The organism is Pseudomonas sp. A214 (genome assembly GCF_900156295.1).
Classification (GTDB): domain Bacteria; phylum Pseudomonadota; class Gammaproteobacteria; order Pseudomonadales; family Pseudomonadaceae; genus Aquipseudomonas; species Aquipseudomonas rhizophila.
Genome location: NZ_LT707062.1, coordinates 416,060 through 435,664, shown reverse-complemented (window position 1 = coordinate 435,664; position 19,605 = coordinate 416,060). Strand labels below are relative to the sequence as shown.

20 protein-coding genes and 1 other RNA gene are annotated in these 19,605 nt (G+C 61.7%); 10 read left to right on the top strand and 11 right to left on the bottom strand.

Annotation, left to right across the window (positions count from 1 at the left end; translation table 11 throughout):
• Positions 1-642: 642 nt before the first annotated feature.
• On the bottom strand, positions 643-1,620 hold the full coding sequence (locus BW979_RS01915) for an NADPH:quinone oxidoreductase family protein (protein WP_076383061.1): 978 nt from the start codon (positions 1,618-1,620) through the stop codon (positions 643-645).
• Positions 1,621-1,770: 150 nt separating this feature from the next.
• Here BW979_RS01915 and BW979_RS01910 point away from each other — a divergent pair, with 150 nt between their 5' ends.
• A complete protein-coding gene (locus tag BW979_RS01910; RefSeq protein WP_076386501.1) occupies positions 1,771-2,178 on the top strand; it encodes a flagellar basal body-associated protein FliL in 408 nt (135 codons plus the stop codon).
• Positions 2,179-2,245: 67 nt separating this feature from the next.
• Here BW979_RS01910 and BW979_RS01905 read toward each other — a convergent pair whose 3' ends face one another.
• The 4 genes from BW979_RS01905 to BW979_RS01890 all read right to left on the bottom strand — a co-directional run bounded on the left by BW979_RS01905 (position 2,246) and on the right by BW979_RS01890 (position 7,580).
• Entirely contained in the window at positions 2,246-3,364 is a 1,119-nt protein-coding gene (locus BW979_RS01905; RefSeq protein ID WP_047226089.1) for an ABC transporter permease, read from the bottom strand.
• Positions 3,364-6,087 (bottom strand): ribosome-associated ATPase/putative transporter RbbA, encoded by a 2,724-nt coding sequence (gene rbbA / locus BW979_RS01900; protein ID WP_076383060.1) that lies wholly within the window; start codon positions 6,085-6,087, stop codon positions 3,364-3,366. The genes BW979_RS01905 and rbbA overlap by 1 nt, the downstream gene beginning before the upstream one ends.
• Positions 6,084-7,049 (bottom strand): HlyD family secretion protein, encoded by a 966-nt coding sequence (locus BW979_RS01895; protein WP_076383059.1) that lies wholly within the window; start codon positions 7,047-7,049, stop codon positions 6,084-6,086. The genes rbbA and BW979_RS01895 overlap by 4 nt, the downstream gene beginning before the upstream one ends.
• Before the next feature lie 81 nt (positions 7,050-7,130).
• Positions 7,131-7,580 (bottom strand): EVE domain-containing protein, encoded by a 450-nt coding sequence (locus tag BW979_RS01890; RefSeq protein WP_047226086.1) that lies wholly within the window; start codon positions 7,578-7,580, stop codon positions 7,131-7,133.
• 195 nt (positions 7,581-7,775) lie between these two features.
• Between BW979_RS01890 and BW979_RS27555 the strand changes: the two genes are divergently transcribed.
• On the top strand, positions 7,776-7,922 hold the full coding sequence (locus BW979_RS27555; protein ID WP_092395219.1) for a hypothetical protein: 147 nt from the start codon (positions 7,776-7,778) through the stop codon (positions 7,920-7,922).
• 36 nt (positions 7,923-7,958) lie between these two features.
• Here the strand turns inward: BW979_RS27555 and BW979_RS01885 are convergent, their stop codons facing one another.
• From BW979_RS01885 to BW979_RS01870, 4 genes are all read right to left on the bottom strand, one after another.
• On the bottom strand, positions 7,959-8,564 hold the full coding sequence (locus tag BW979_RS01885) for a 5-formyltetrahydrofolate cyclo-ligase (protein ID WP_076383058.1): 606 nt from the start codon (positions 8,562-8,564) through the stop codon (positions 7,959-7,961).
• 116 nt (positions 8,565-8,680) lie between these two features.
• A non-coding RNA gene (ssrS, locus tag BW979_RS01880) (6S RNA) lies at positions 8,681-8,860 on the bottom strand.
• 30 nt (positions 8,861-8,890) lie between these two features.
• Positions 8,891-9,208 carry a cell division protein ZapA gene (locus BW979_RS01875; RefSeq protein ID WP_047226084.1) on the bottom strand — a complete coding sequence of 106 codons (318 nt, stop codon included), beginning with the start codon at positions 9,206-9,208 and terminating at the stop codon, positions 8,891-8,893.
• Positions 9,205-9,414: a TIGR02449 family protein gene (locus tag BW979_RS01870; protein ID WP_030138125.1), complete on the bottom strand. Its 210-nt coding sequence runs from the start codon at positions 9,412-9,414 to the stop codon at positions 9,205-9,207. Before BW979_RS01870 ends, BW979_RS01875 begins: the two co-directional genes overlap by 4 nt.
• A 127-nt stretch (positions 9,415-9,541) precedes the next feature.
• Between BW979_RS01870 and BW979_RS01865 the strand changes: the two genes are divergently transcribed.
• The 8 genes from BW979_RS01865 (at position 9,542) to gcvH (ending at position 18,588) form a co-directional block, all read left to right on the top strand.
• Positions 9,542-10,096, top strand: a complete 555-nt coding sequence (locus tag BW979_RS01865) for a YecA/YgfB family protein (protein WP_047226083.1) — start codon at positions 9,542-9,544, stop codon at positions 10,094-10,096.
• Positions 10,097-10,123: 27 nt separating this feature from the next.
• Positions 10,124-11,458 (top strand): Xaa-Pro aminopeptidase, encoded by a 1,335-nt coding sequence (pepP, locus tag BW979_RS01860; protein WP_047226082.1) that lies wholly within the window; start codon positions 10,124-10,126, stop codon positions 11,456-11,458.
• On the top strand, positions 11,455-12,642 hold the full coding sequence (ubiH, locus tag BW979_RS01855; protein ID WP_076383057.1) for a 2-octaprenyl-6-methoxyphenyl hydroxylase: 1,188 nt from the start codon (positions 11,455-11,457) through the stop codon (positions 12,640-12,642). The genes pepP and ubiH overlap by 4 nt, the downstream gene beginning before the upstream one ends.
• Before the next feature lie 67 nt (positions 12,643-12,709).
• On the top strand, positions 12,710-13,927 hold the full coding sequence (locus BW979_RS01850) for a 2-octaprenyl-3-methyl-6-methoxy-1,4-benzoquinol hydroxylase (RefSeq protein ID WP_172833809.1): 1,218 nt from the start codon (positions 12,710-12,712) through the stop codon (positions 13,925-13,927).
• Positions 13,928-14,169: 242 nt separating this feature from the next.
• Positions 14,170-15,174 (top strand): extracellular solute-binding protein, encoded by a 1,005-nt coding sequence (locus tag BW979_RS01845; protein ID WP_076383055.1) that lies wholly within the window; start codon positions 14,170-14,172, stop codon positions 15,172-15,174.
• A gap of 129 nt (positions 15,175-15,303) precedes the next feature.
• Complete coding sequence (locus BW979_RS01840; protein WP_076383054.1) at positions 15,304-16,920, top strand: ABC transporter permease; 1,617 nt, start codon at positions 15,304-15,306, stop codon at positions 16,918-16,920.
• A 150-nt stretch (positions 16,921-17,070) separates the two neighbouring features.
• Positions 17,071-18,153, top strand: a complete 1,083-nt coding sequence (gene gcvT / locus BW979_RS01835) for a glycine cleavage system aminomethyltransferase GcvT (protein WP_047226077.1) — start codon at positions 17,071-17,073, stop codon at positions 18,151-18,153.
• Positions 18,154-18,204: 51 nt separating this feature from the next.
• Entirely contained in the window at positions 18,205-18,588 is a 384-nt protein-coding gene (gene gcvH / locus BW979_RS01830) for a glycine cleavage system protein GcvH (RefSeq protein WP_047226076.1), read from the top strand.
• 175 nt (positions 18,589-18,763) lie between these two features.
• Here gcvH and BW979_RS01825 read toward each other — a convergent pair whose 3' ends face one another.
• Entirely contained in the window at positions 18,764-19,084 is a 321-nt protein-coding gene (locus tag BW979_RS01825) for a DUF2388 domain-containing protein (protein ID WP_171061308.1), read from the bottom strand.
• Positions 19,085-19,149: 65 nt separating this feature from the next.
• Positions 19,150-19,599, bottom strand: a complete 450-nt coding sequence (locus tag BW979_RS01820) for an NfeD family protein (RefSeq protein WP_047226074.1) — start codon at positions 19,597-19,599, stop codon at positions 19,150-19,152.
• Between the last annotated feature and the right edge of the window lie 6 nt (positions 19,600-19,605).

Sequence of the window (19,605 nt, the reverse complement as noted above, 5' to 3'; positions counted from 1 at the left end):
TTACCGAAAATAGCATCGCTTCTCATCACTTAAACAATGGAAATTTCCCTGAATGAATGTTCTTAAATGAACATGTCGCTCAGACATACGCCGATGGCGTTGTAGGAATTGCCTTGTAAGGTCTCTTTACTCCTGCACTCCATCGTTGCGGGACAAGAAAGTAGGAAACGTCCTTCAACCAACACAGAAGTCTCGCCATTCAACTAATGAGCCTCGCTCTTTACCCTTCACGTTTCTGCCGGAGCTGGCATTCAGGTGAGGAACGGTATGAGGGGGTGTGCTGTGATGCTGCTGTGCTTGGGCAGTGCGAGTTGGGCCGCTCAGGTTTTATGGGTGCCCGAGAACAATCCCGAGCCAGCCTCCCCGGCAGCGCAGACGCAAGCCGTGGAATCGTTGGAATTCCATCCGGAGGGCGAGCCGATCGATGCAGACAAATTGGCCGAGGCCTGGGAGTGCTCGGACATCAACGTGCATGGCGCCAACCATGGGTGCAGAAGTTGCGCTCGTTCCATTACACGCGCCGCTACGTGTCCGATGTGTTTTTCGGCAAGTAGATGCCGGGCGCCGGGCGTTTTGCCTTGATTGCCAGATTCAATCGTCACGTGGTCCGCCGCTTTTGGCACGCGGACCGCTTGATCGACTTCAACGCACCTGCACCACCACCTTCCCCACAGCCTTGCGCTGGCCCAGGTCATTGATCGCCTGGGCGGCGTTGCTCAATGGATACACCTGCGAGACCAGTGGCTTGAGCTTGCCTTCGGTGAACCAGCTAAACAATTGCTGGAAGTTGGCGGCGTTGTCCTGGGGTTGGCGTTGGGCGAAGGAGCCCCAGAACACGCCGACCACGGCGGCGCCCTTGAGCAGGGCCAGGTTTACCGGAAGCTCGGGGATGCGTCCGCTGGCAAAGCCGACCACCAATAGCCGGCCGTTCCAGGCGATGGCGCGAATGGCCTGGTCAAACAGATCGCCGCCCACCGGGTCGTAAATCACATCGGCGCCTTGGCCGTCGGTGAGGCGTTTGATTTCATCCTTGAGGCTGGTTTCGCTGTAGTTGATCAGTTCGTCGGCACCGGCAGCCTTGGCCACGGCCAGCTTCTCTGCACTGCTGGCGGCGGCAATCACCCGGGCGCCCATGGCCTTGCCGATCTCCACGGCCGCCAGGCCGACGCCGCCCGATGCGCCGAGCACCAGCAGGGTTTCGCCGGGTTGCAGGTTGGCCCGTTGCTTGAGGGCATGCATCGACGTGCCGTAGGTCATGCTGAAGGCGGCGGCGGTGTTGAAGTCCATGGACGAGGGGATGGGCAACACGTTGTAGCCTGGCACGGCCACCTGTTCGGCAAAGCTGCCCCAGCCGGTCAACGCCATGACCCGGTCACCGACCTTCAGGTGGCTGACCTTTTCGCCCACGGCGCTGATGACGCCCGCTGCTTCGCCGCCGGGGGAAAACGGGAAGGGTGGTTTGAATTGGTATTTGCCCTCGATGATCAGCGTGTCAGGGAAGTTCACGCCGGCGGCATGCACATCCAGCAGCACTTCGTTCTTCTTCGCGACGGGGCTGGCGACGTCTTCCAGCACCAGCGATTCGGCAGGACCGAATTCTTTGCACAGCACGGCTTTCATCAGGGCTATTCCTTTGGGAGTGATGGCCGATAAGTGTAGGTGTGAGAGTCAATGGGTCAACGAGCATGCCCTGCCCTGATAGCCGGCCATAAGCTTGTGCTTGAACGGCGGGTCGGTATGCTGGGCCGCAAACCGTATGAGGAGTCGAATGTGAAAGCGTGGATCATGTTGATGCTGGCCCTGTCGTTGCCTGTGACGGCAACGGCCGAGGAAGCCAAAGAAGGCGAGGCGCCGAAGGTCAGTTACATCACCCTCAGCCCGCCGTTCGTGGGCAACTATGGCTTGGACGGCTCGGCAAAGCTGAGGGTGTACAAGGCCGATGTGGCCCTGCGTGTCACGGGGGATGCCGCCGCTGCAGCGGTGAAGGCCAATGAGCCGCTGATCCGTAATCAGCTGGTTGCGCTGTTCGCCCAACAGACCACCGAGGCCATGAACAATATCGAAGCCAAGGAAAAACTGCGTCAGGAAGCCTTGAAGCAGACCCAGCAGATCATGAACGACGAAACCGGCAAGCCGATGGTGGATGACCTGTTGTTCAATAACCTGATCATTCAATAAACCCGCTAGATCGCAGCCTTTGGCAGTGCCCGGATCCCCAGGCGCTACCCAAGGCTGCTTTTTTTCGTCAAGACGCCAGGCTTTTGCGAAACCGGCCCAGGGCGATTGCGAAGAACAACAGCCCGATCGCCGCCAGTGCCAGCAGGTCTGGCCATACCACGCTCACGCCTGCATCACGGAACAGGATCGCCGCGCTGAGGCTGACGAAATGGGTCGAAGGCGAACCTTGCATCACCCATTGCAACCATTGCGGCATGCTGTCCAGCGGCGTGCTGCCGCCCGACAACAGCAGCATCGGAATGATGACCGGGATCGACAGTAAGCCGAACTGGGGCGTCGAACGGGCAAGGGTGGCGAGAAAAATACCCAGGGCGGTGCTGGCGAACAGGTAGAGCGCAGTCACCAGCAGGAAGAGCAGCATGGAGCCGGCGAGCGGAACGCCCAGTGCGAACTTGACGATGATTTCCAGCGACGCCCAGGTACATAGCACCACCACCAGCATGTTGCTCCAGATTTTCGCCAGCATGATTTCCAAGGCCGTGAGCGGCAGCACCAGCAAGTGATCGAGGGTGCCGTGCTCGCGCTCGCGCAACAGCGCCGTGCCCGTCAGGATGATGGCCAGGATCGTGATGTTGTTGACGATCTGGATCACTGCGAGGAACCAGCCACCTTCCAGATTGGTATTGAACAGCGAACGAGTGGTCAATCTCACGGGCGTTTGTTCGCTCGCTTGTGCCTGGCCGGCATAGGTCGTCAGTTCCTGTTGGAAAATCCGTCCGATGTAGCCGGCTCCCATGAACGCCTGGCTCATGGCCGTGGCATCGACGTTGAGTTGCAGCGTCGGTTCGCGTCCTGCGAGCAGGTCGGCCTGGAAATTGGCGGGCACGTTAATGACGAAGGTGTAGCGGCCATTGTCCATGACCTTGTCCAGTTCGGCGTAGGGCAGTGCCACCGGGCTCTGGAACTCCGGCGGTTGCAGGACCAGGGCCAATTGGCGCGAGAGATGGCTCTGGTCTTCGTCCACTATTGCGACACTGGCGTTGTGCACGCCGATCACCGAACCGGCGGCCGGCATGTAGATCGCCACGGTGAAGGCGTAGCCCAGGAACAGCAACAGAACGGAGTCGTAGCGCAGGCTGGTCAGTTCCTTGAGCCCAAGACGCCAGATATGTGAAAGCGTGTGCATCAGGCCTCCTGCTTCTTCAGCATGATCAGGCTGAGCCCGGTGAAGCCCAGGAAAAACCCGAACAACGCCAGGCATTGTGGCCATAGCTGGCGCAGATCAAGGGCCTTGGTGAAGGTGCCGACGGCGATGTCGAGGAAGTGCCCGGCGGGAAACAGCTGGCCCATCACCGAGGCTGCACCGTCCAGGGATGAGCGCGGCACGATCAGCCCTGAGAACTGGATGGTCGGGAGGCTGGTGATGATCATGGTGCCGAGGATCGCGGCGATCTGGGTGCGGGTGAATGCCGAGATCAACAGCCCCATGCTGGTGGTCGCCAGCACATAGAGCAGGCCGCCCAACGCCAGCGTCAGGGCGCTGCCCTTGAATGGCACGCCAAACAGCCAGCGGTTCATCGCGGTCAGCAGGGCCAGGTTGATCAGGCTTACCGCCAGGTAGGGCACTTGTTTACCCAGCAGGAACTCCAGGCGGGTCAGCGGCGTAGCGTAGAAGTTGGTGATCGAGCCCAGTTCCTTTTCCCGCACGATGCCCAGCGCCGTCAACATGGCCGGAATGAATGCGAGGATCAGCGCCATGACCCCTGGGCCGATGGCGTTGACGCTGACCACGTCCTGGTTATAACGAAAGCGTGTCTCCAGCTTCGCGCTGGGTTGCCGGGTGGGCGCGCGACTGCTGGATTCAGCCAGTTGCTCAAGGTTGCCCTGGTGCACCGCCTGGACGTAGTTGCGACTGGTCTCGGCCCGAAACGGTATGCCGCCATCCAACCAGGCGCCCACTGTCGGTTGGTTGCCGGCGTAGAGGTCTCGACCGAAGCCGGGGGGGATTTCCAGGGCCAGCTTGATCTCCGAGCGCTGCAAGCGTCGGTGTAGCTCCTTTGCATCGCGGATTATCGGTCGTTCTTCGAAGTAGCGCGAGCTGCGGAACGCCTCCAGGTAGGCACGGCTTTGCGGGCTCTGATCCTGGTCATACACGGCGAAGGCCAGTTTCTCCACGTCGAGGGAAATACCGAAGCCGAAGACCACCATCATGAACAATGCCCCCAGCAGGGCGAATGCCATCCGCACTTTGTCGCGCAGCAACTCCTTGCCCTCCCGGCTGGCGACGGCCCACAGGCGACCGAGGCTCAGGCCGCGCCGGTCCCGGGGCGCGCCGGCGTTCTCAAGGGTCACTGGGGCGGCGTCTTGCTGCGTTTCGCCCTGGGCGTTTTCCAGGCAGGTGACGAACGCGGCTTCCAGCGTCTGACCGCTGAACTGCGCTTGCAAGGCCGCTGGCGTGTCGCAGGCCAGGACCTTGCCGGCGTGCATCAGCGAAATGCGATCGCAGCGCTGGGCCTCGTTCATGAAGTGCGTGGAAAGAAAAATCGTCACACCTTGCTCGCGAGACAACTCGATCAACAGTCGCCAGAAATCATCCCGCGCGGCCGGATCGACGCCTGAGGTCGGCTCGTCGAGGATCAGTACTTCCGGGCGATGCAAAACCGCCACCGCCAGGGACAGGCGCTGCCGCAGGCCCAGTGGTAGCGCCCCGGACGTTTGGTCCGCCAGTTCCTGGAGATTGAAGCGCTGGATAAGCTCATCGATGCGCTGGCGGCTGTCTGTAGTGGGCAGATCGAACAGCTTGGCGTGCAGCTCCAGGTTTTGGCGCACGCTCAGTTCGCCGTAGAGCGAAAAGCTCTGGGACATGAAACCCACCCGCTTGCGGGTGGCGAGGTCCTTGGCGTTGACCGGGTTACCCAGCAGCCGGGCACTGCCTTCGCTGGCGGGGATCAGTCCGGTCAGCACCTTCATGGTGGTGGTCTTGCCGCAACCGTTGGAACCCAGGAAGCCAAAGATTTCACCGCGACCAATCGCGAAGCTGACGTTATCGACGGCGGTGAAATCGCCGAAGCGCAAGGTGAGATCGTGGGCTTGGATGGCAATGTCGGTAGTGTTGGCGGTCCTGGGGGGGATCACCAGCGGTTCGGCGTCATGGCCGCTGCCGCCCTGGAAGTGGGTGAAGGCCGAATCGAGCTTGCCGTCCGGGGTGACCTTGGCCAGCTCCGCACTCAAGCCCTTGGCGATCAAGCGACCGTTGTCGAGCATCAGGCAGTGCTCGAATTGCTCGGCCTCTTCCATGTATGCCGTGGCGACCAGCAGGGTCAGTTGCGGTCTTTGCCGACGCACGCTTTCTATCAGTTCCCAGAAGCGTCGCCGGGACAGCGGGTCCACGCCCGTGGTGGGTTCGTCGAGAATCAGCAGGTCCGGTTCATGGATCAGCGCACAACACAGGCCGAGCTTTTGTTTCATGCCGCCGGACAGTTTGCCTGCCGGACGGTCGGCAAAACGCTGCAGATCGGTGGCCAGCAGCAAGGTCCCCATGCGTTGTTCGCATTCTGCTCGCGATAGCCCGAACAATGTGCCGAAGAACCGAATGTTCTCGCCTATCGACAGGTCCGGGTAAAGGTTGCCCCCCAACCCTTGGGGCATGAAGGCAATGCGTCGGTAGAGAGTCTTGCGATGGCGTCGATCGTCAATCGAGGCGCCGAGCACATCCAGTTGGCCATGCTGGAGCTTCTTCACCCCGGCAATCAGCCCCAGCAGGCTCGATTTGCCGGCACCGTCGGGGCCGATCAGGCCGCAGCGAGTGCCGGCGGGCAGGCTGAAGGCGATATCGCTCAGCGCCACATGCTGGCCGTAGCGATGTTCGAGACCCGAGGCGTGCAATGCCTCGCCGGCGGTGGCGCTCATTGCAAGTTGGCCGGCCAGTCAATGGGCGCCGTGCGCACGTAACCGGCCCCGGGCATACCCGGTTTTGCCTGGGGCACTTCGCCGGGACGGGTCAGGTGCACTTTGACGCGGAACACCAGTTTCTGGCGTTCATCACGGGTTTCGACTTCCTTGGGGGTGAACTGGGATTTGGCCGCGACGAAGCTGACTTTGGCCGGTAGCGGCCGCTCGGGCAGGGCGTCGAGCAACAGTCGCGCTTCATCGCCCACCGCCAGTTGCCCGGCCACCGACGCCGGCAGGTAGAGGTTCATGTACTGGTCGTTCGGATCGATCATCAGCAATACTCGACCGCCGGCGCCGAGCACTTCACCTGGCTCGGCCAGGCGCAACTGGATCACGCCGTCGAGGGGGGCCCGCAAGGTGCTGTCATCTATTTCGCTGGTGAGCTGGGCCACCTGGGCCAGGGTCGCGCCGATGGCCGCATTCGCCGCCGATACCTGGGCCCGGGCGGCGTTGACCGCCGCGTTGGCGGTGTCGACGCGGGCTTGTTGCTGGTCGAGGATCTGGCCGCTGGCGTAACCGCGCTTGAACAGTTCCTGGGTCCGCTTGAGTTCTTGATGGGCGAGCAATTGTTCGCTCTGGCGCAGTTGCACGTTGGCTTCGGTGGCGGCGAGGTTCTGCCGGGCCCGGGTGACTTCGGCTTCGGCCTGGTTGCGCTGGGCCTCCAGGGTGCGGGTGTCCATGCGCGCCAGCACTTGGCCCTTGATGACGTTGTCGCCTTCGTCGACCTGAACGTCGGCCAGGCGCCCGGGTGTCTTGCTGGCGATCTGGACTTCGGTGGCCTCAAGGCGGCCATTGCCCATGCTCAAGCCTTCCGGCAGGCGATCCTGGCGTGACTTCCAATAGCCAAATCCACCGGCGGCCAGCAACAGAGCCATCAAGGCGAAGGCAAAAAAGCGAGAGGTACGATGGTTCGTCGACATGTCCGGCATCCTGCGGCTGTAGCATCGAAGTCTGCAGGATCAGCGACCGACCCCGCTTGATGTCCATCAACTCATCGGCGATCAGCGCAGCGCAATCACCGCTGCCCATTGTTCGGCCGTGACGGGCATCACCGACAGCCGTGAGCCTTTCTGCACCAGCGGCATTTCAGCCAGGGCGGTCTGTTGCTTGAGGTAGTCGAGCTTCAGCACGCGGGGGAATGTTTCGACGTGGGCCACGTCGATCGCGGTCCAGGGGTTTTTATCCGGCCCGGCCTTGGGGTCGAAGTAATGGCTGTCGGGTTCCAGCGCCGTTGGGTCAGGGTAGGCCGCGCGGACGATTCGGCCGATCCCGGCAATGCCTGGCTCGGGGCAACTGGAGTGGTAGAAAAAGAACGCATCGCCCACCGCCATGGCCCGCAGGAAGTTGCGCGCCTGGTAGTTGCGCACCCCGTCCCATCGCGCCTGGCCGAGCTTTTCCAGACCCTGGATGGACAATTCGTCGGGCTCGGATTTCATCAGCCAATAGGCCATGATTTCTACTCCTGGGCGGTAATGATAAAAAAAGTTCAGCGATCTTATGACAAACCGACAGTCGGTTGACGCCAGAGTTTGCGTGTTGCAGCAGGTTGCCGCAAAATGCCGGCCTTCCAAGCTTTACGCTGCTGCACGGCCAATAAGAAAACCGCTGCTGTCATCGTGTGTGATATGCCTTGAGGGGGGCAATCGATGAAACGCAAACCGGATTTGTTGTGGATCTTGGTCATTCTGTTCGGCCTGGGGGTCGTTACCACGGGATACGCCCAGAGTCTGTGGGCCAGCAAGACCGATACACCGATGGAAATCACCCAGCCCGCGCCTTCGCTCAAACGCTGAGCCGGTCTTGCGGACGCCGCTGTTTCCCTGCGGCGTCTACCCCGCGATATACCAATGCCGGTCGCTGACCGTTCCCTGCAGCGGCACGTCCCAGCTCGCCTGCGCCAACCGTTCGACTTTCTGACATTCATGGGCCAGTCCCAGCAGTGTCGGCTTGCGCCATTGCTTGCGTCGCGCCAGATACGCCAGGCTGCGGTCATAAAAGCCACCGCCCATGCCCAGCCGACCTCCCGCATCGTCAAACCCCACCAGCGGCAATAGCACCAGGTCCAGCGTCCAGACCTTGCGTTGCCGGGCGATGTTCATCCGCGGCTCCAGAATACGAAAACGATTGGGCCGCAGCTTTTCGCCGGGGCGGATGCGCTGGAACACCATCTTGGTCTGCGGCCATGGGCTCAGTACCGGCAGATAAGTGGCCTTGCCCCGGCGCTGAGCGGCGCGCAGCAACAGGCGCGGGTCGATCTCGCCATCGTTGGGCAGGTACAGGGCGATGTGTCTTGCCCGGCGAAACAGCGGGTGCTGGGCCAGTTGCCTGTAGAGCCCGCGAGCGGCTTCACGCTGCTGGGCAGGTGTCAGGGCGCGACGGGTCTGGCGTAGCAGGCGGCGGAGTTGCGGGCGCGGCAGCAGCGCGGGTTCGGTCATATCGATAATTCACGCAATCGGTGGCGACAGCACAGCGTAACCGCAAAACAGCGCGCTCAGAAATGCCTGCGCCAGACACAACAATGCCAGTCTTGATGACTGGCATTGTGAGAATCAGGCTCCCCGGATGAACCGCTGTCGGCTTAGCCCTTGAACCCGAAAGTTCAAGGTGGAAGTTGCAGGGGGCGTTAAGGCTTTCCGTCAAGCGGACATGCACACCGGCCCCAACGTGCAACTCCCGTGGTTGTGCGTATCGGCTCAGGGACATCACCAACTGGCAAGCACCCCAGGGAGTGACGCAAGTATACCCCAGGCAGCCTCGCGAATCAGCCCTTGCTGACGTCCGGGTCGGTGGCCAGTACCAGATCCACCCGATCGAGCAGGTCGCGCACCTGTTCACGGGTCGAGCCGCTGACTTGCACGTCCGGCGTATCCTGGCGGTGCAACAGCTCGTGGGTGATGTTCAAGGCAGCCATTACAGCAATGCGGTCGGCGCCGATGACTTTGCCGCTGCTGCGGATCTCGCGCATCTTGCCGTCCAGGTAACGGGCGGCGCTTACCAGGTTGCTGCGCTCTTCCTGGGGACAGATGATCGAATATTCTTTATCGAGGATCTGCACGGTTACGCTATTGCTTGAACTCATGAGTCTTGCTCCAGGGCCTTGAGGCGCGAAATCATCGATTCGACCTTACGCCGGGCGATTTCGTTTTTTTCAATGAGGTGCGCGCGTTCCTCGCGCCAGGTCTTTTCCTGAGCTAATAGGAGTCCGTTTTGGCTCTTAAGTTGCTCGACCCGCTCAATTAGCAATTCGAGTCTGGCCATCAGCGCTTGCAGGTCGGTGTCTTCCATTGTGTCCACTGAAGATTGTGTCTGATGGGGATAGGGTCGCACAGCCTCTGATAGTCTTGGCGAGTCTGTCGATGTAGGATACAAGGCCTCCATTCTAGACATAGCGCCGTCTGGCGCCTAGCTGCCCATGCCCATTCAGAATTCCCCGTATCAAGCGTTTGCCACCCTGCTGAGCACCAGCGGTCATCCTGTCTCGCCTGCTGAACTGCATGGCCTGTTGCTTGGGCGCAGTTGCGCCGGCGCCGGCTTCGATGCCGACGGCTGGCTGGCTGACGCCGCCGAGTTGCTGGAAGGCGAGCCGGCGGACAACGTGCGCAATGCGCTCATCGGCCTGCAGGAAATGGTCAAGGGTGAGTTGACCAGCGATGACATGACCGTCGTCCTGCTGCTGCCTACCGATGACGCTCCGCTGGCCGAACGCGCCGCAGCGCTGGGCCAGTGGTGCCAGGGCTTCCTCGCCGGCTTCGGCCTGACCCGCCGCGAATATGCGTTGAGTGACGAGGCCAAGGAAGTACTGCAAGACCTGGCGGCGATCTCTCAGGTCCAGGACGCCCTGGAAGAATCCGATGACGGTGAAAGCGACTACATGGAAGTGATGGAGTACCTGCGGGTCGCGCCATTGCTGCTGTTCACCGAAACCAAGAAAACCGCTGAACCGGCCGCCAAGCCGTCCTTGCACTGATTGCTTGAAAGGGAACACCGTCTGCCCATGATTCATATCCCGAAATCGGAATACAGCCGTCGCCGCAAGGCCCTGATGGCGCAGATGGAACCCAACAGCATCGCAATCCTGCCCGCCGCCGCCGTTGCCATCCGCAACCGCGACGTCGAGCACGTTTACCGCCAGGACAGCGACTTTCAATACCTCAGCGGCTTCCCCGAGCCGCAAGCGGTGATCGTGCTGATGCCCGGCCGGGCCCATGGCGAATACATCCTGTTCTGCCGCGAACGCAACGCCGAGCGGGAGTTGTGGGATGGCCTGCGAGCCGGCCAGGAAGGGGCGATGCGTGACTATGGCGCCGACGATGCATTTCCCATCACCGACATCGACGACATCCTGCCGGGCCTGATCGAGGGCCGTGACCGGGTGTATTCGGCCATGGGCAGCAACCCGGAATTCGACCGGCACCTGATGGAGTGGATCAACGTGATTCGCTCCAAGGCCCATCTCGGTGCCCAGCCGCCGAACGAATTCGTTGCCCTGGATCATCTGCTGCACGACATGCGCCTGTATAAATCGGCGGCAGAGGTGAAGGTGATGCGCGAAGCGGCGCGGATTTCCGCCCAGGCGCACATCCGGGCCATGCAGGCCGCGCGCACGGGGTTGTACGAATACAGCCTGGAGGCCGAGCTGGATTATGAGTTCCGCAAGGGCGGGGCGAAAATGCCGGCCTACGGGTCGATCGTCGCGGCGGGTCGCAACAGCTGCATCTTGCATTACCAGCAGAACGACGCACTGCTCAAGGACGGCGACCTGGTATTGATCGACGCCGGTTGTGAAATCGACTGCTACGCCAGTGATATCACCCGTACCTGGCCAGTCAGCGGCAAGTTTTCGCCCGAGCAGAAGGCGATCTACGAAGTGGTGCTGGCCGCCCAGGAAGCGGCGTTCGCCGAAATTGCGCCGGACAAACACTGGAACCAGGCCCACGAAGCAACAGTGCGAGTCATTACCGAAGGGCTGGTGCGCCTGGGCCTGCTGGAGGGCGAGGTGGACGAGTTGATCGCCAGCGAAGCCCACAGGGCCTTCTACATGCACCGCGCCGGCCACTGGCTGGGCATGGACGTGCACGACGTCGGCGAGTACCGGGTCGGCGGCGAATGGCGGGTACTGGAAGTCGGTATGACGTTGACCGTGGAGCCGGGCATCTACATCGCCCCGAACAACCGCAACGTAGCGAAAAAATGGCGCGGCATTGGCGTGCGCATCGAGGATGACGTGGTAGTGACCAAAACCGGTTGTGAAATCCTGAGTCACGGCGTACCCAAGACGGTCGCCGAAATCGAGGCCCTGATGGCCGCCGCCCGGGCTGATGCGGCATGAGCCGGGTCAATCTGGCGATCGTCGGCGGTGGCCTGGTAGGCGCGAGCCTGGCCCTGGCCCTGCAAGCCGGCGCCAAGGCCCGGGGTTGGAAGATCATGCTGATCGAACCCTTCGCCCCCGGCGATGCCTGGCAGCCGAGCTACGATGCCCGTTCCTCGGCCTTGTCGTTCGGGTCCCGGCAGATTTATCAACGCCTGGGTATCTGGCAGGAAGTTTCTCGTCGCGCCGAGCCGATCAAGCAGATCCACGTGTCTGATCGCGGGCGATTTTCCACGGCGCGGTTGTCGGCCATGGAAGAAGGGGTGCCGGCCCTGGGGTATGTGGTGGAAAACGCCTGGCTCGGCCAGTGCCTGTGGCAAGGGTTGGACACCGAGGTGGTCAGTTGGCACTGTCCGGCACAAGTTACCCGGATGGAGCCCATGGTCGGCGGCTATCGCCTGACGCTCGATGACGAAACCACCTTGGAATGCGACCTTGCCGTGCTGGCTGACGGTGGTCGTTCCAGCCTGCGCGAACAGCTGGGTATTGGCGTGCGCAATCGACCTTATGGGCAGAGCGCGCTGATTGCCAACATCACACCCGGCGAAGCCCACAACGGCATGGCCTTCGAGCGCTTCACCGACGACGGCCCGATGGCCTTGTTGCCGCTGCCGGAGAACCGTTGCGCGCTGGTCTGGACCCGTCAGGGCATGGATGCGCAACGTCTGGCGACCCTGGATGAGCGCAGCTTTCTCAGCGAATTGCAGGGCGTGTTCGGTTATCGCCTGGGCACCCTGAAACAAGTTGGCGCTCGGCATCTTTATCCGTTGGCGCTGGTGGAAGCCGAAGAGCAGGTCCGCCCGCATCTGGCGATCCTGGGCAACGCGGCCCACAGTCTGCATCCGATTGCCGGCCAGGGGTTCAATCTGTCCCTGCGCGATGCCCAGGCCCTGGCCGACGCCTTGCTCGACAGCGACAGCGCGCCGGGGGATTTCGCCGTGCTGCAAGCCTATCGCGAGCGTCAGCGGATGGATCAGACGCTGACCGTCGGGTTTTCCGACCAGGTTACGCGGCTGTTCAGCAGCAACCTGCCGCTGGTGTCCCTGGGCCGCAACCTTGGCCTGCTGGGGCTCGACCTGCTGCCTCCGGCCAAGCGCTGGTTCGCCCGCCAGGCCATGGGGTTGGGGACGCGTCCCGATGCGTGAGGCTTGGTTCGATCATTTTTCTCATGGGCGACTCATGTCGCCAGCACAACAGGCTTAAAGCATGGAATTGCGTGCAGATCTGCTGATTGTCGGCGCCGGAATGGTCGGCAGCGCCCTGGCGCTGGCGTTGCAGGGTAGTGGCCTGCAAGTGCTGTTGCTCGACGGTAGCCCGATGAGCGTCAAACCCTTCGATCCCCAGGCTGCCTTCGAACCTCGGGTCAGTGCATTGTCGGCGGCGAGCCAGCGGATCCTTGATCGTCTTGGGGTCTGGGACGGCATTATCGCCCGGCGCGCCAGTCCTTATACCAACATGCACGTCTGGGATGGCAGCGGCACCGGGCAGATCCATTTCTCGGCGGCCAGCCTGCATGCCGAGGTCCTGGGGCACATCGTCGAAAACCGCGTCGTGCAGGATGCCCTGCTGGACCGCCTGCATGACTGTGATCTGGGCCTGCTGGCCAACGCGCGGCTTGAGCAGATGCGCCGCTCCGGCGATGACTGGTTGCTGACCCTGGCCGATGGCCGCACCCTGCGGGCACCGCTGGTGATCGCCGCCGACGGTGCGAACTCCGCCGTGCGTCGCTTGACGGGGGTTGCCACCCGGGAATGGGATTACCTGCACCACGCCATCGTAACCAGTGTGCGCAGCGCCCGGCCTCATCGGATGACCGCATGGCAGCGCTTCACCGATAACGGTCCCTTGGCATTCCTGCCACTGGAGCGCGACGGCCTGCACGACTGGTGCTCGATCGTCTGGTCCACCACCCCTGGCGAGGCTCAGCGGTTGATGGCGCTTGAGGAAGCGGATTTCTGCAACGAGCTGGAGCGGGCCTTCGAGGGGCAACTGGGGACGGTGCTGAGCGCCGATTCGCGCTTGTGCGTACCGCTGCGCCAGCGCCATGCCAAGCGCTACGTGGCCGAAGGGCTGGCGCTGATCGGCGATGCGGCCCACACCATCCATCCGCTGGCCGGACAGGGGGTGAACCTGGGTTTCCTGGATTCCGCCGTCCTGGCCGAAGTGCTGTTGCAGGCGGCCGGGCGCGGTGAACGGCTGGCGGACGTGAAGGTACTGAGCCGCTACGAACGCCGACGCATGCCCCATAACCTGGCGCTGATGGCCGCGATGGAAGGGTTTGAGCGGCTGTTCCAGGCCGATCCGTTGCCGGTGCGTTGGCTGCGTAATACCGGGCTGAAACTGGTGGACGGTCTGCCCGAGGCCAAGGCGTTGTTCGTACGTGAGGCGTTGGGGTTGACCGGGGATTTGCCGGATTTGGCCAAGGTCTGAGAGATGGGTTGGGGCTCATGGCCCTATCGCGGGCAAGCCTTGCTCCCACAAGCTCTTGCTTCCACAGGGGCAATGTGGGACGAGCTTTTGTGGGAGCACGGCTTGCCCGCGATGGCGGACGCAAAAACACAGCACCTCTCATAGTTGCAACATTTTGAAACGTGTCTGGACACTGTTCGATTGAGAAGGCAAATGTGAGTCCTTATCATTCGCGCACTTATAACAATCGAGAGACCGCTCCCATGTTGGCACCCAAGCGTCTGCTGTCCGTCCTCGCCTTGACCCTGATCGGCGCTACCGCCGCCCAGGCTGCCGATGAGGTAGTGGTCTACTCCTCGCGTATCGATGAGCTGATCAAGCCGGTTTTCGATGCCTACACCAAAAAGACGGGCGTCTCGGTGAAGTTCATCACCGACAAGGAAGCGCCATTGATGCAGCGGATCAAGGCCGAGGGTGAAAACGCCACCGCCGACCTGCTGTTGACCGTCGATGCCGGCAACCTCTGGCAGGCCGAGCAGATGGGGATTCTCCAACCGTTCACTTCCAAGGTGATCGACGCCAACATCCCGGCCCAATACCGCGCGTCTTCCCACGCCTGGACCGGCCTGAGCCTGCGGGCGCGGACCATTGTCTACTCCACCGACCGGGTCAAACCGAGCGAACTGACCACCTATGAAGCCCTGGCGGGTAAAGAGTGGGAAGGCCGCCTGTGCCTGCGCACTTCGAAGAAGGTCTACAACCAGTCCCTGACCGCCACCCTGATCGAAACCCACGGCGCGGAAAAAACCGAAGAAATCATCAAGGGCTGGGTCAAGAACCTGTCCACCGATGTGTTCTCCGATGACACGGCACTGCTTGAAGCCATCAATGCCGGGCAGTGCGACGTCGGTATCGTCAACACTTACTACTTCGGTCGCCTGCACCAGCAGAAGCCGGACCTGAAGGTCAAGCTGTTCTGGCCGAACCAGGCCGACCGTGGCGTGCACATCAATCTCTCGGGCATCGGCCTGACCAAGTACGCACCGCACCCGGAAGCCGCGAAGAAACTGGTGGAGTGGATGACCACGCCCGAAGCCCAGAACATCTTTGCCGACGTGAACCAGGAGTTCCCGGCCAATCCGAACGTGGAGCCTTCCAAGGAAGTCGCCGCCTGGGGCAAGTTCAAGGCTGACACCCTGCCGGTTGAAGTGGCGGGTAAACGCCAGGCCGAAGCCATCCGCTTGATGGATCGCGCTGGCTGGAACTAAAAAAGCACTCAAGATCGCAGCCTGCGACAGCTTCTACAGGGGATCGCGTTCCAATGTAGAAGGTGGCGCAGGCTGCGATCTTTTTTTTGCGGTTTAATAGGCGTTTGCTGACTGCCCCGAGATTCCCCCTTGACCCACGCCGTCCAACGCCGCTGGTACCCTCTGGTTTTTGCTATCGCCGCGCTGGTGCTGTTGCCCTTGAGCGTCCTGCTGCTGTCCTGGCAAAACATCGATCAGCAAATCTGGTCCCACCTGTGGGATACCCAGATGCCACGCTTGTTGGGCAACACCCTGACGCTGATTGTCGGTGTGGGTGTCGGTGTAACGTTGCTGGGCGTCAGCCTTGCCTGGCTCACCAGCCTGTGTGAGTTCCCCGGGCGACGCTGGCTCGACTGGGCGTTAATGTTGCCGTTTGCGATTCCGGCCTACGTGCTGGCGTTTGTCTTCGTGGGCCTGCTGGACTTTGCCGGTCCGGTGCAGACATTGATGCGCGAATGGTTCGGCAGCAACCTGCGCCTGCCCCGGGTACGCTCCACCGGCGGAGTGATCCTGGTGCTGGTCCTGGTCTTTTACCCTTACGTTTATTTGCTGGCGCGAAGTGCGTTCCTGGCCCAAGGCAAGGGATTGATGGAAGCGGCCCGGGTGCTCGGGCAGTCGCCGTGGCAGGCATTCTGGCGAGTGGCGTTGCCGGTGGCCCGACCGGCCATTGGTGCCGGCGTGGCGCTGGCGCTGATGGAAACCCTGGCGGATTTCGGCGCGGTGTCGGTGTTCAACTTCGACACCTTCACCACGGCCATCTATAAAACCTGGTACGGCTTCTTCAGCCTCTCCAGCGCCGCGCAACTGGCCAGCCTGTTGCTGCTGGCGGTGATGCTGGTGCTTTACGGCGAACGCCGCGCCCGAGGCGCCCAGCGGGCGAGCAACGAGCGCCCCCGGGTCAAGGCGCTTTATCACTTGCGCGGTCTCAAGGCGGTGGCGGCCAGCGGCTGGTGCGCCCTGGTGTTTGCCTGCGCATTTGTTATTCCGATGCTGCAACTGCTGGTGTGGTTCTGGCAGCGTGGCCGGTTCGATCTGGATGAGCGTTATGCCGGGCTGATCGTCCATACCCTCTATCTGGGTGGGCTGGCGGCACTGGTCACCGTTTGCGTCGCCTTGCTGTTGGCCTTCGCTCGGCGTCTGGCGCCGACCCGTCCCATTCGCGCCGGTGTTGGCCTGGCGAACCTGGGCTACGCCTTGCCCGGTTCGGTGCTGGCGGTATCGATCATGCTTGCCTTCAGCTATCTGGACCGCGAACTGGTCATCCCCCTGTCAACGCTACTTGGCGGTGCCGGCAAACCGTTGCTGTTGGGCAGCCTGTCGGCCCTGCTGCTGGCCTATCTGGTGCGCTTTTTGGCCGTGGCCTACGGTCCACTGGAAAGCAGCCTCGCGCGAATCCGTCCTTCTTTGCCTGAAGCAGCACGCAGCCTTGGGGTCAGTGGGCCGCGACTGTTTTTCAAAGTGTATCTGCCGTTGCTGTTGCCGGGCACCTTGAGTGCGGCGTTGCTGGTGTTCGTCGATGTGCTCAAGGAAATGCCGGCGACCCTGCTGATGCGCCCGTTCGGCTGGGACACGCTGGCGGTACGGATCTTTGAAATGACCAGTGAAGGGGAGTGGGCCCGGGCCGCGTTACCGGCGCTGACCCTGGTGCTGGTGGGGTTGTTGCCGGTCATCGGATTGATACGACGCTCGGCCCATCGAAACAGCTAGGTGTCAGTCCTACATCATGCGGCTACAATGCGCGGCATTCGGTGCGGTCCGTCTGTCGGACCGGGCAACTGATAGCGTCTGAAAACGTTTTTGGCGTTCACGCTGTGCAGTGCTCGTCCGCACCTTCGCCAATCCCGGAAGGAGACACCCATGGGACAGCGTACGCCTCTGTATGACCTTCATCTCGCCCTCGGCGCGAAGATGGTCGATTTTGGCGGTTGGGATATGCCTTTGCATTACGGCTCGCAGGTTGAGGAGCACCATCAGGTGCGTCGCGACTGCGGTGTGTTCGATGTATCCCACATGACCGTTATCGATGTCGCCGGTCCCCAGGCCAAGGTCTGGTTGCAGCGCTTGCTGGCCAACGATGTCGATCGCTTGCAGGACACGGGACGTGCCTTGTACAGCACCATGCTTAACGAGCGCGGTGGCATCGTCGACGACATGATCATTTATCGGGTCGAGCACGGCTATCGGCTGGTCTTCAACGCCTCGACCCGCGATCAGGACCTGGCCTGGATGCAGGCACAGCTTGGTGAATACGATGTGCACCTGCTTGAACGCCCCGAACTGGCAATGCTGGCGATCCAGGGCCCCCAGGCCCGGCACAAGATTGCCGAACTGGTTTCGCAATCGCGCGGCCAACTGATCCAGCAACTCAAGCCTTTCGAAGGCCGTGCCGACGGTGACTGGTTCATCGCCCGTACCGGCTACACTGGCGAAGATGGCCTGGAAATCGTCCTGCCTGCCCACGAAGCCCCAAGTTTTTTCAATGATCTGGTGGGCGCCGGCATTTCTCCCATCGGCCTTGGCGCTCGCGATACCTTGCGCCTGGAAGCTGGCATGAACCTGTATGGCCAGGACATCCACCAGGACGTTTCTCCGCTGGCCTCGAACATGGCCTGGAGCATCGCCTGGGAACCGGCGAGCCGTCAGTTCATCGGGCGCAGTGCTCTGGAAGCCGAGCTGGCCGGCGGTGTACAGCAAAAACTGGTGGGCCTGGTGCTGGAAGAACGCGGCGTTCTGCGCGCTCATCAGGTGGTCCGCATCGCCGATGTTGGCGAAGGGGAGATCACCAGTGGTAGTTTTTCTCCTACGCTTAGCAAGTCAATTGCCTTGGCACGCGTTCCGATGGCCACCGCCGATCGTGCCGAGGTAGAAATTCGTGGTAAGTGGTACCCGGTACGAGTGGTCAAGCCGACCTTCGTCCGCCATGGCAAAACCCTGATCTAACCTTTTGCGGCGGGCCGCTGGCCGCTGACACTTCTCTTGAGGACACAGAGTATGAGTTTTATCCCTACCGATTTGCATTTTGCCGAAAGCCACGAGTGGGCGCGCCTGGAAGCTGACGGTACCGTCACCGTGGGCATCAGCGATCATGCGCAGGAAGCTCTGGGTGATGTGGTGTTTGTCGAACTGACCGAGGTCGGTAAGGTTTATTCCGCGGGTGACCAGGCCGGTGTGGTGGAGTCGGTAAAAGCCGCTTCCGACATCTACTCGCCGATCAGTGGCGAAGTGATCGCAATCAACGAAGACGTGGGCGGTTCACCGGAACTGCTGAACTCCGATCCCTACGGTGCATGGATCTTCAAGCTCAAGCCAAGCGACAAGGCCGAGCTGGACAAGCTGCTTGATGCAGCAGGCTACAAGGCCGCTATCGGCGAATAAGCAACAAACCTGTGGGAGCGAGCCTGCTCGCGATAGCTGTGGGTCAGTCAATATGGCTGCCACTGATCCACCGCTATCGCGAGCAGGCTCGCTCCCACAGGTTTAAGTGCCTTGGAGAGAATTGCCAGGCAAAAAAATGCCGCTCAATCGAGCGGCATTTTCCATCGGTCTGGAATCAGTCCTGGGCGACGGCGTTTTTCGCCAGGATCGCGTTGGCCAGTTCCATGTCGGTGGCCTGCAAGCCCGGGTTGTCGGCACGGACTTTCTGCATCGCAGCTTCCAGGTATGGACCACGGATACCGCCGTCGCTGGCAACGAAGCTGCCGGCGTCGTCCTGAGCGGCGACGATCAGCTTGTTATCCTTGAAAGTCAGGTAGGTGGAACCGGTGGTTGCACCGGACGAGATGACGTTACGCCAAAACGTGTCGGCCATTGCCGAGCCGACAGGAAGAGCAAGCAAGGCCAAGGTCGCGACAGCAAGTTTGAGACGCATGATAGGTGACTCCACTGGGTTAACTATGACTTTGGATAACCAACCCCTCGATTGAGTTCCATGACGTCTCAGTCAGCCCGTTCTACCAGCAGCACCGCGCCTTCCTGTGCCACCACCCTGACCCGCGTGCCCACGGGCGACTCGGGCCCCTTGGCCAGCCAGACACTGTCCGCCACCTTGATCTTGCCGCGTCCATCGATAATCGCTTCATGAATCTGAAAGACCTTGCCGATCAGTTCCTGCCCGCGCAGGTTCAGGAGCGGTTGATCGCTTTGGCGTACTGCGCTGCGCTGGCGTCGCCACCAGTACAGTGCTGTCGCGATGGCGAAAAGGCCGAACAACAGGAACTGCATTTCCCACGGCATCTGCGGCAGGATGAACGTGAGCACGCCGACCGCGGCGGCGGCTATGCCGATCCACAGCAGGTAGCCGCCGGCGCCAAACACCTCGAGGATCAGCAGGATGACGCCCAGCGCCAGCCAGTCCCAGTACGATAGTTGTTGCAGGAACACCCACATATTGGC

Bases quoted from the DNA above. Each gene is read 5' to 3' on its own strand.
- BW979_RS01875 (WP_047226084.1), bottom strand. From the start codon at position 9,208: ATGAGTTCAAGCAATAGCGTAACCGTGCAGATCCTCGATAAAGAATAT.
- BW979_RS01865 (WP_047226083.1), top strand. From the start codon at position 9,542: ATGCCCATTCAGAATTCCCCGTATCAAGCGTTTGCCACCCTGCTGAGC.
- BW979_RS01870 (WP_030138125.1), bottom strand. From the start codon at position 9,414: ATGGAAGACACCGACCTGCAAGCGCTGATGGCCAGACTCGAATTGCTA.
- BW979_RS01845 (WP_076383055.1), top strand. From the start codon at position 14,170: ATGTTGGCACCCAAGCGTCTGCTGTCCGTCCTCGCCTTGACCCTGATC.
- gcvH (WP_047226076.1), top strand. From the start codon at position 18,205: ATGAGTTTTATCCCTACCGATTTGCATTTTGCCGAAAGCCACGAGTGG.
- BW979_RS01905 (WP_047226089.1), bottom strand. From the start codon at position 3,364: ATGCACACGCTTTCACATATCTGGCGTCTTGGGCTCAAGGAACTGACC.
- BW979_RS01915 (WP_076383061.1), bottom strand. From the start codon at position 1,620: ATGAAAGCCGTGCTGTGCAAAGAATTCGGTCCTGCCGAATCGCTGGTG.
- gcvT (WP_047226077.1), top strand. From the start codon at position 17,071: ATGGGACAGCGTACGCCTCTGTATGACCTTCATCTCGCCCTCGGCGCG.
- BW979_RS01895 (WP_076383059.1), bottom strand. From the start codon at position 7,049: ATGTCGACGAACCATCGTACCTCTCGCTTTTTTGCCTTCGCCTTGATG.
- ubiH (WP_076383057.1), top strand. From the start codon at position 11,455: ATGAGCCGGGTCAATCTGGCGATCGTCGGCGGTGGCCTGGTAGGCGCG.
- rbbA (WP_076383060.1), bottom strand. From the start codon at position 6,087: ATGAGCGCCACCGCCGGCGAGGCATTGCACGCCTCGGGTCTCGAACAT.
- pepP (WP_047226082.1), top strand. From the start codon at position 10,124: ATGATTCATATCCCGAAATCGGAATACAGCCGTCGCCGCAAGGCCCTG.
- BW979_RS27555 (WP_092395219.1), top strand. From the start codon at position 7,776: ATGAAACGCAAACCGGATTTGTTGTGGATCTTGGTCATTCTGTTCGGC.
- BW979_RS01820 (WP_047226074.1), bottom strand. From the start codon at position 19,599: ATGTGGGTGTTCCTGCAACAACTATCGTACTGGGACTGGCTGGCGCTG.
- BW979_RS01885 (WP_076383058.1), bottom strand. From the start codon at position 8,564: ATGACCGAACCCGCGCTGCTGCCGCGCCCGCAACTCCGCCGCCTGCTA.
- BW979_RS01890 (WP_047226086.1), bottom strand. From the start codon at position 7,580: ATGGCCTATTGGCTGATGAAATCCGAGCCCGACGAATTGTCCATCCAG.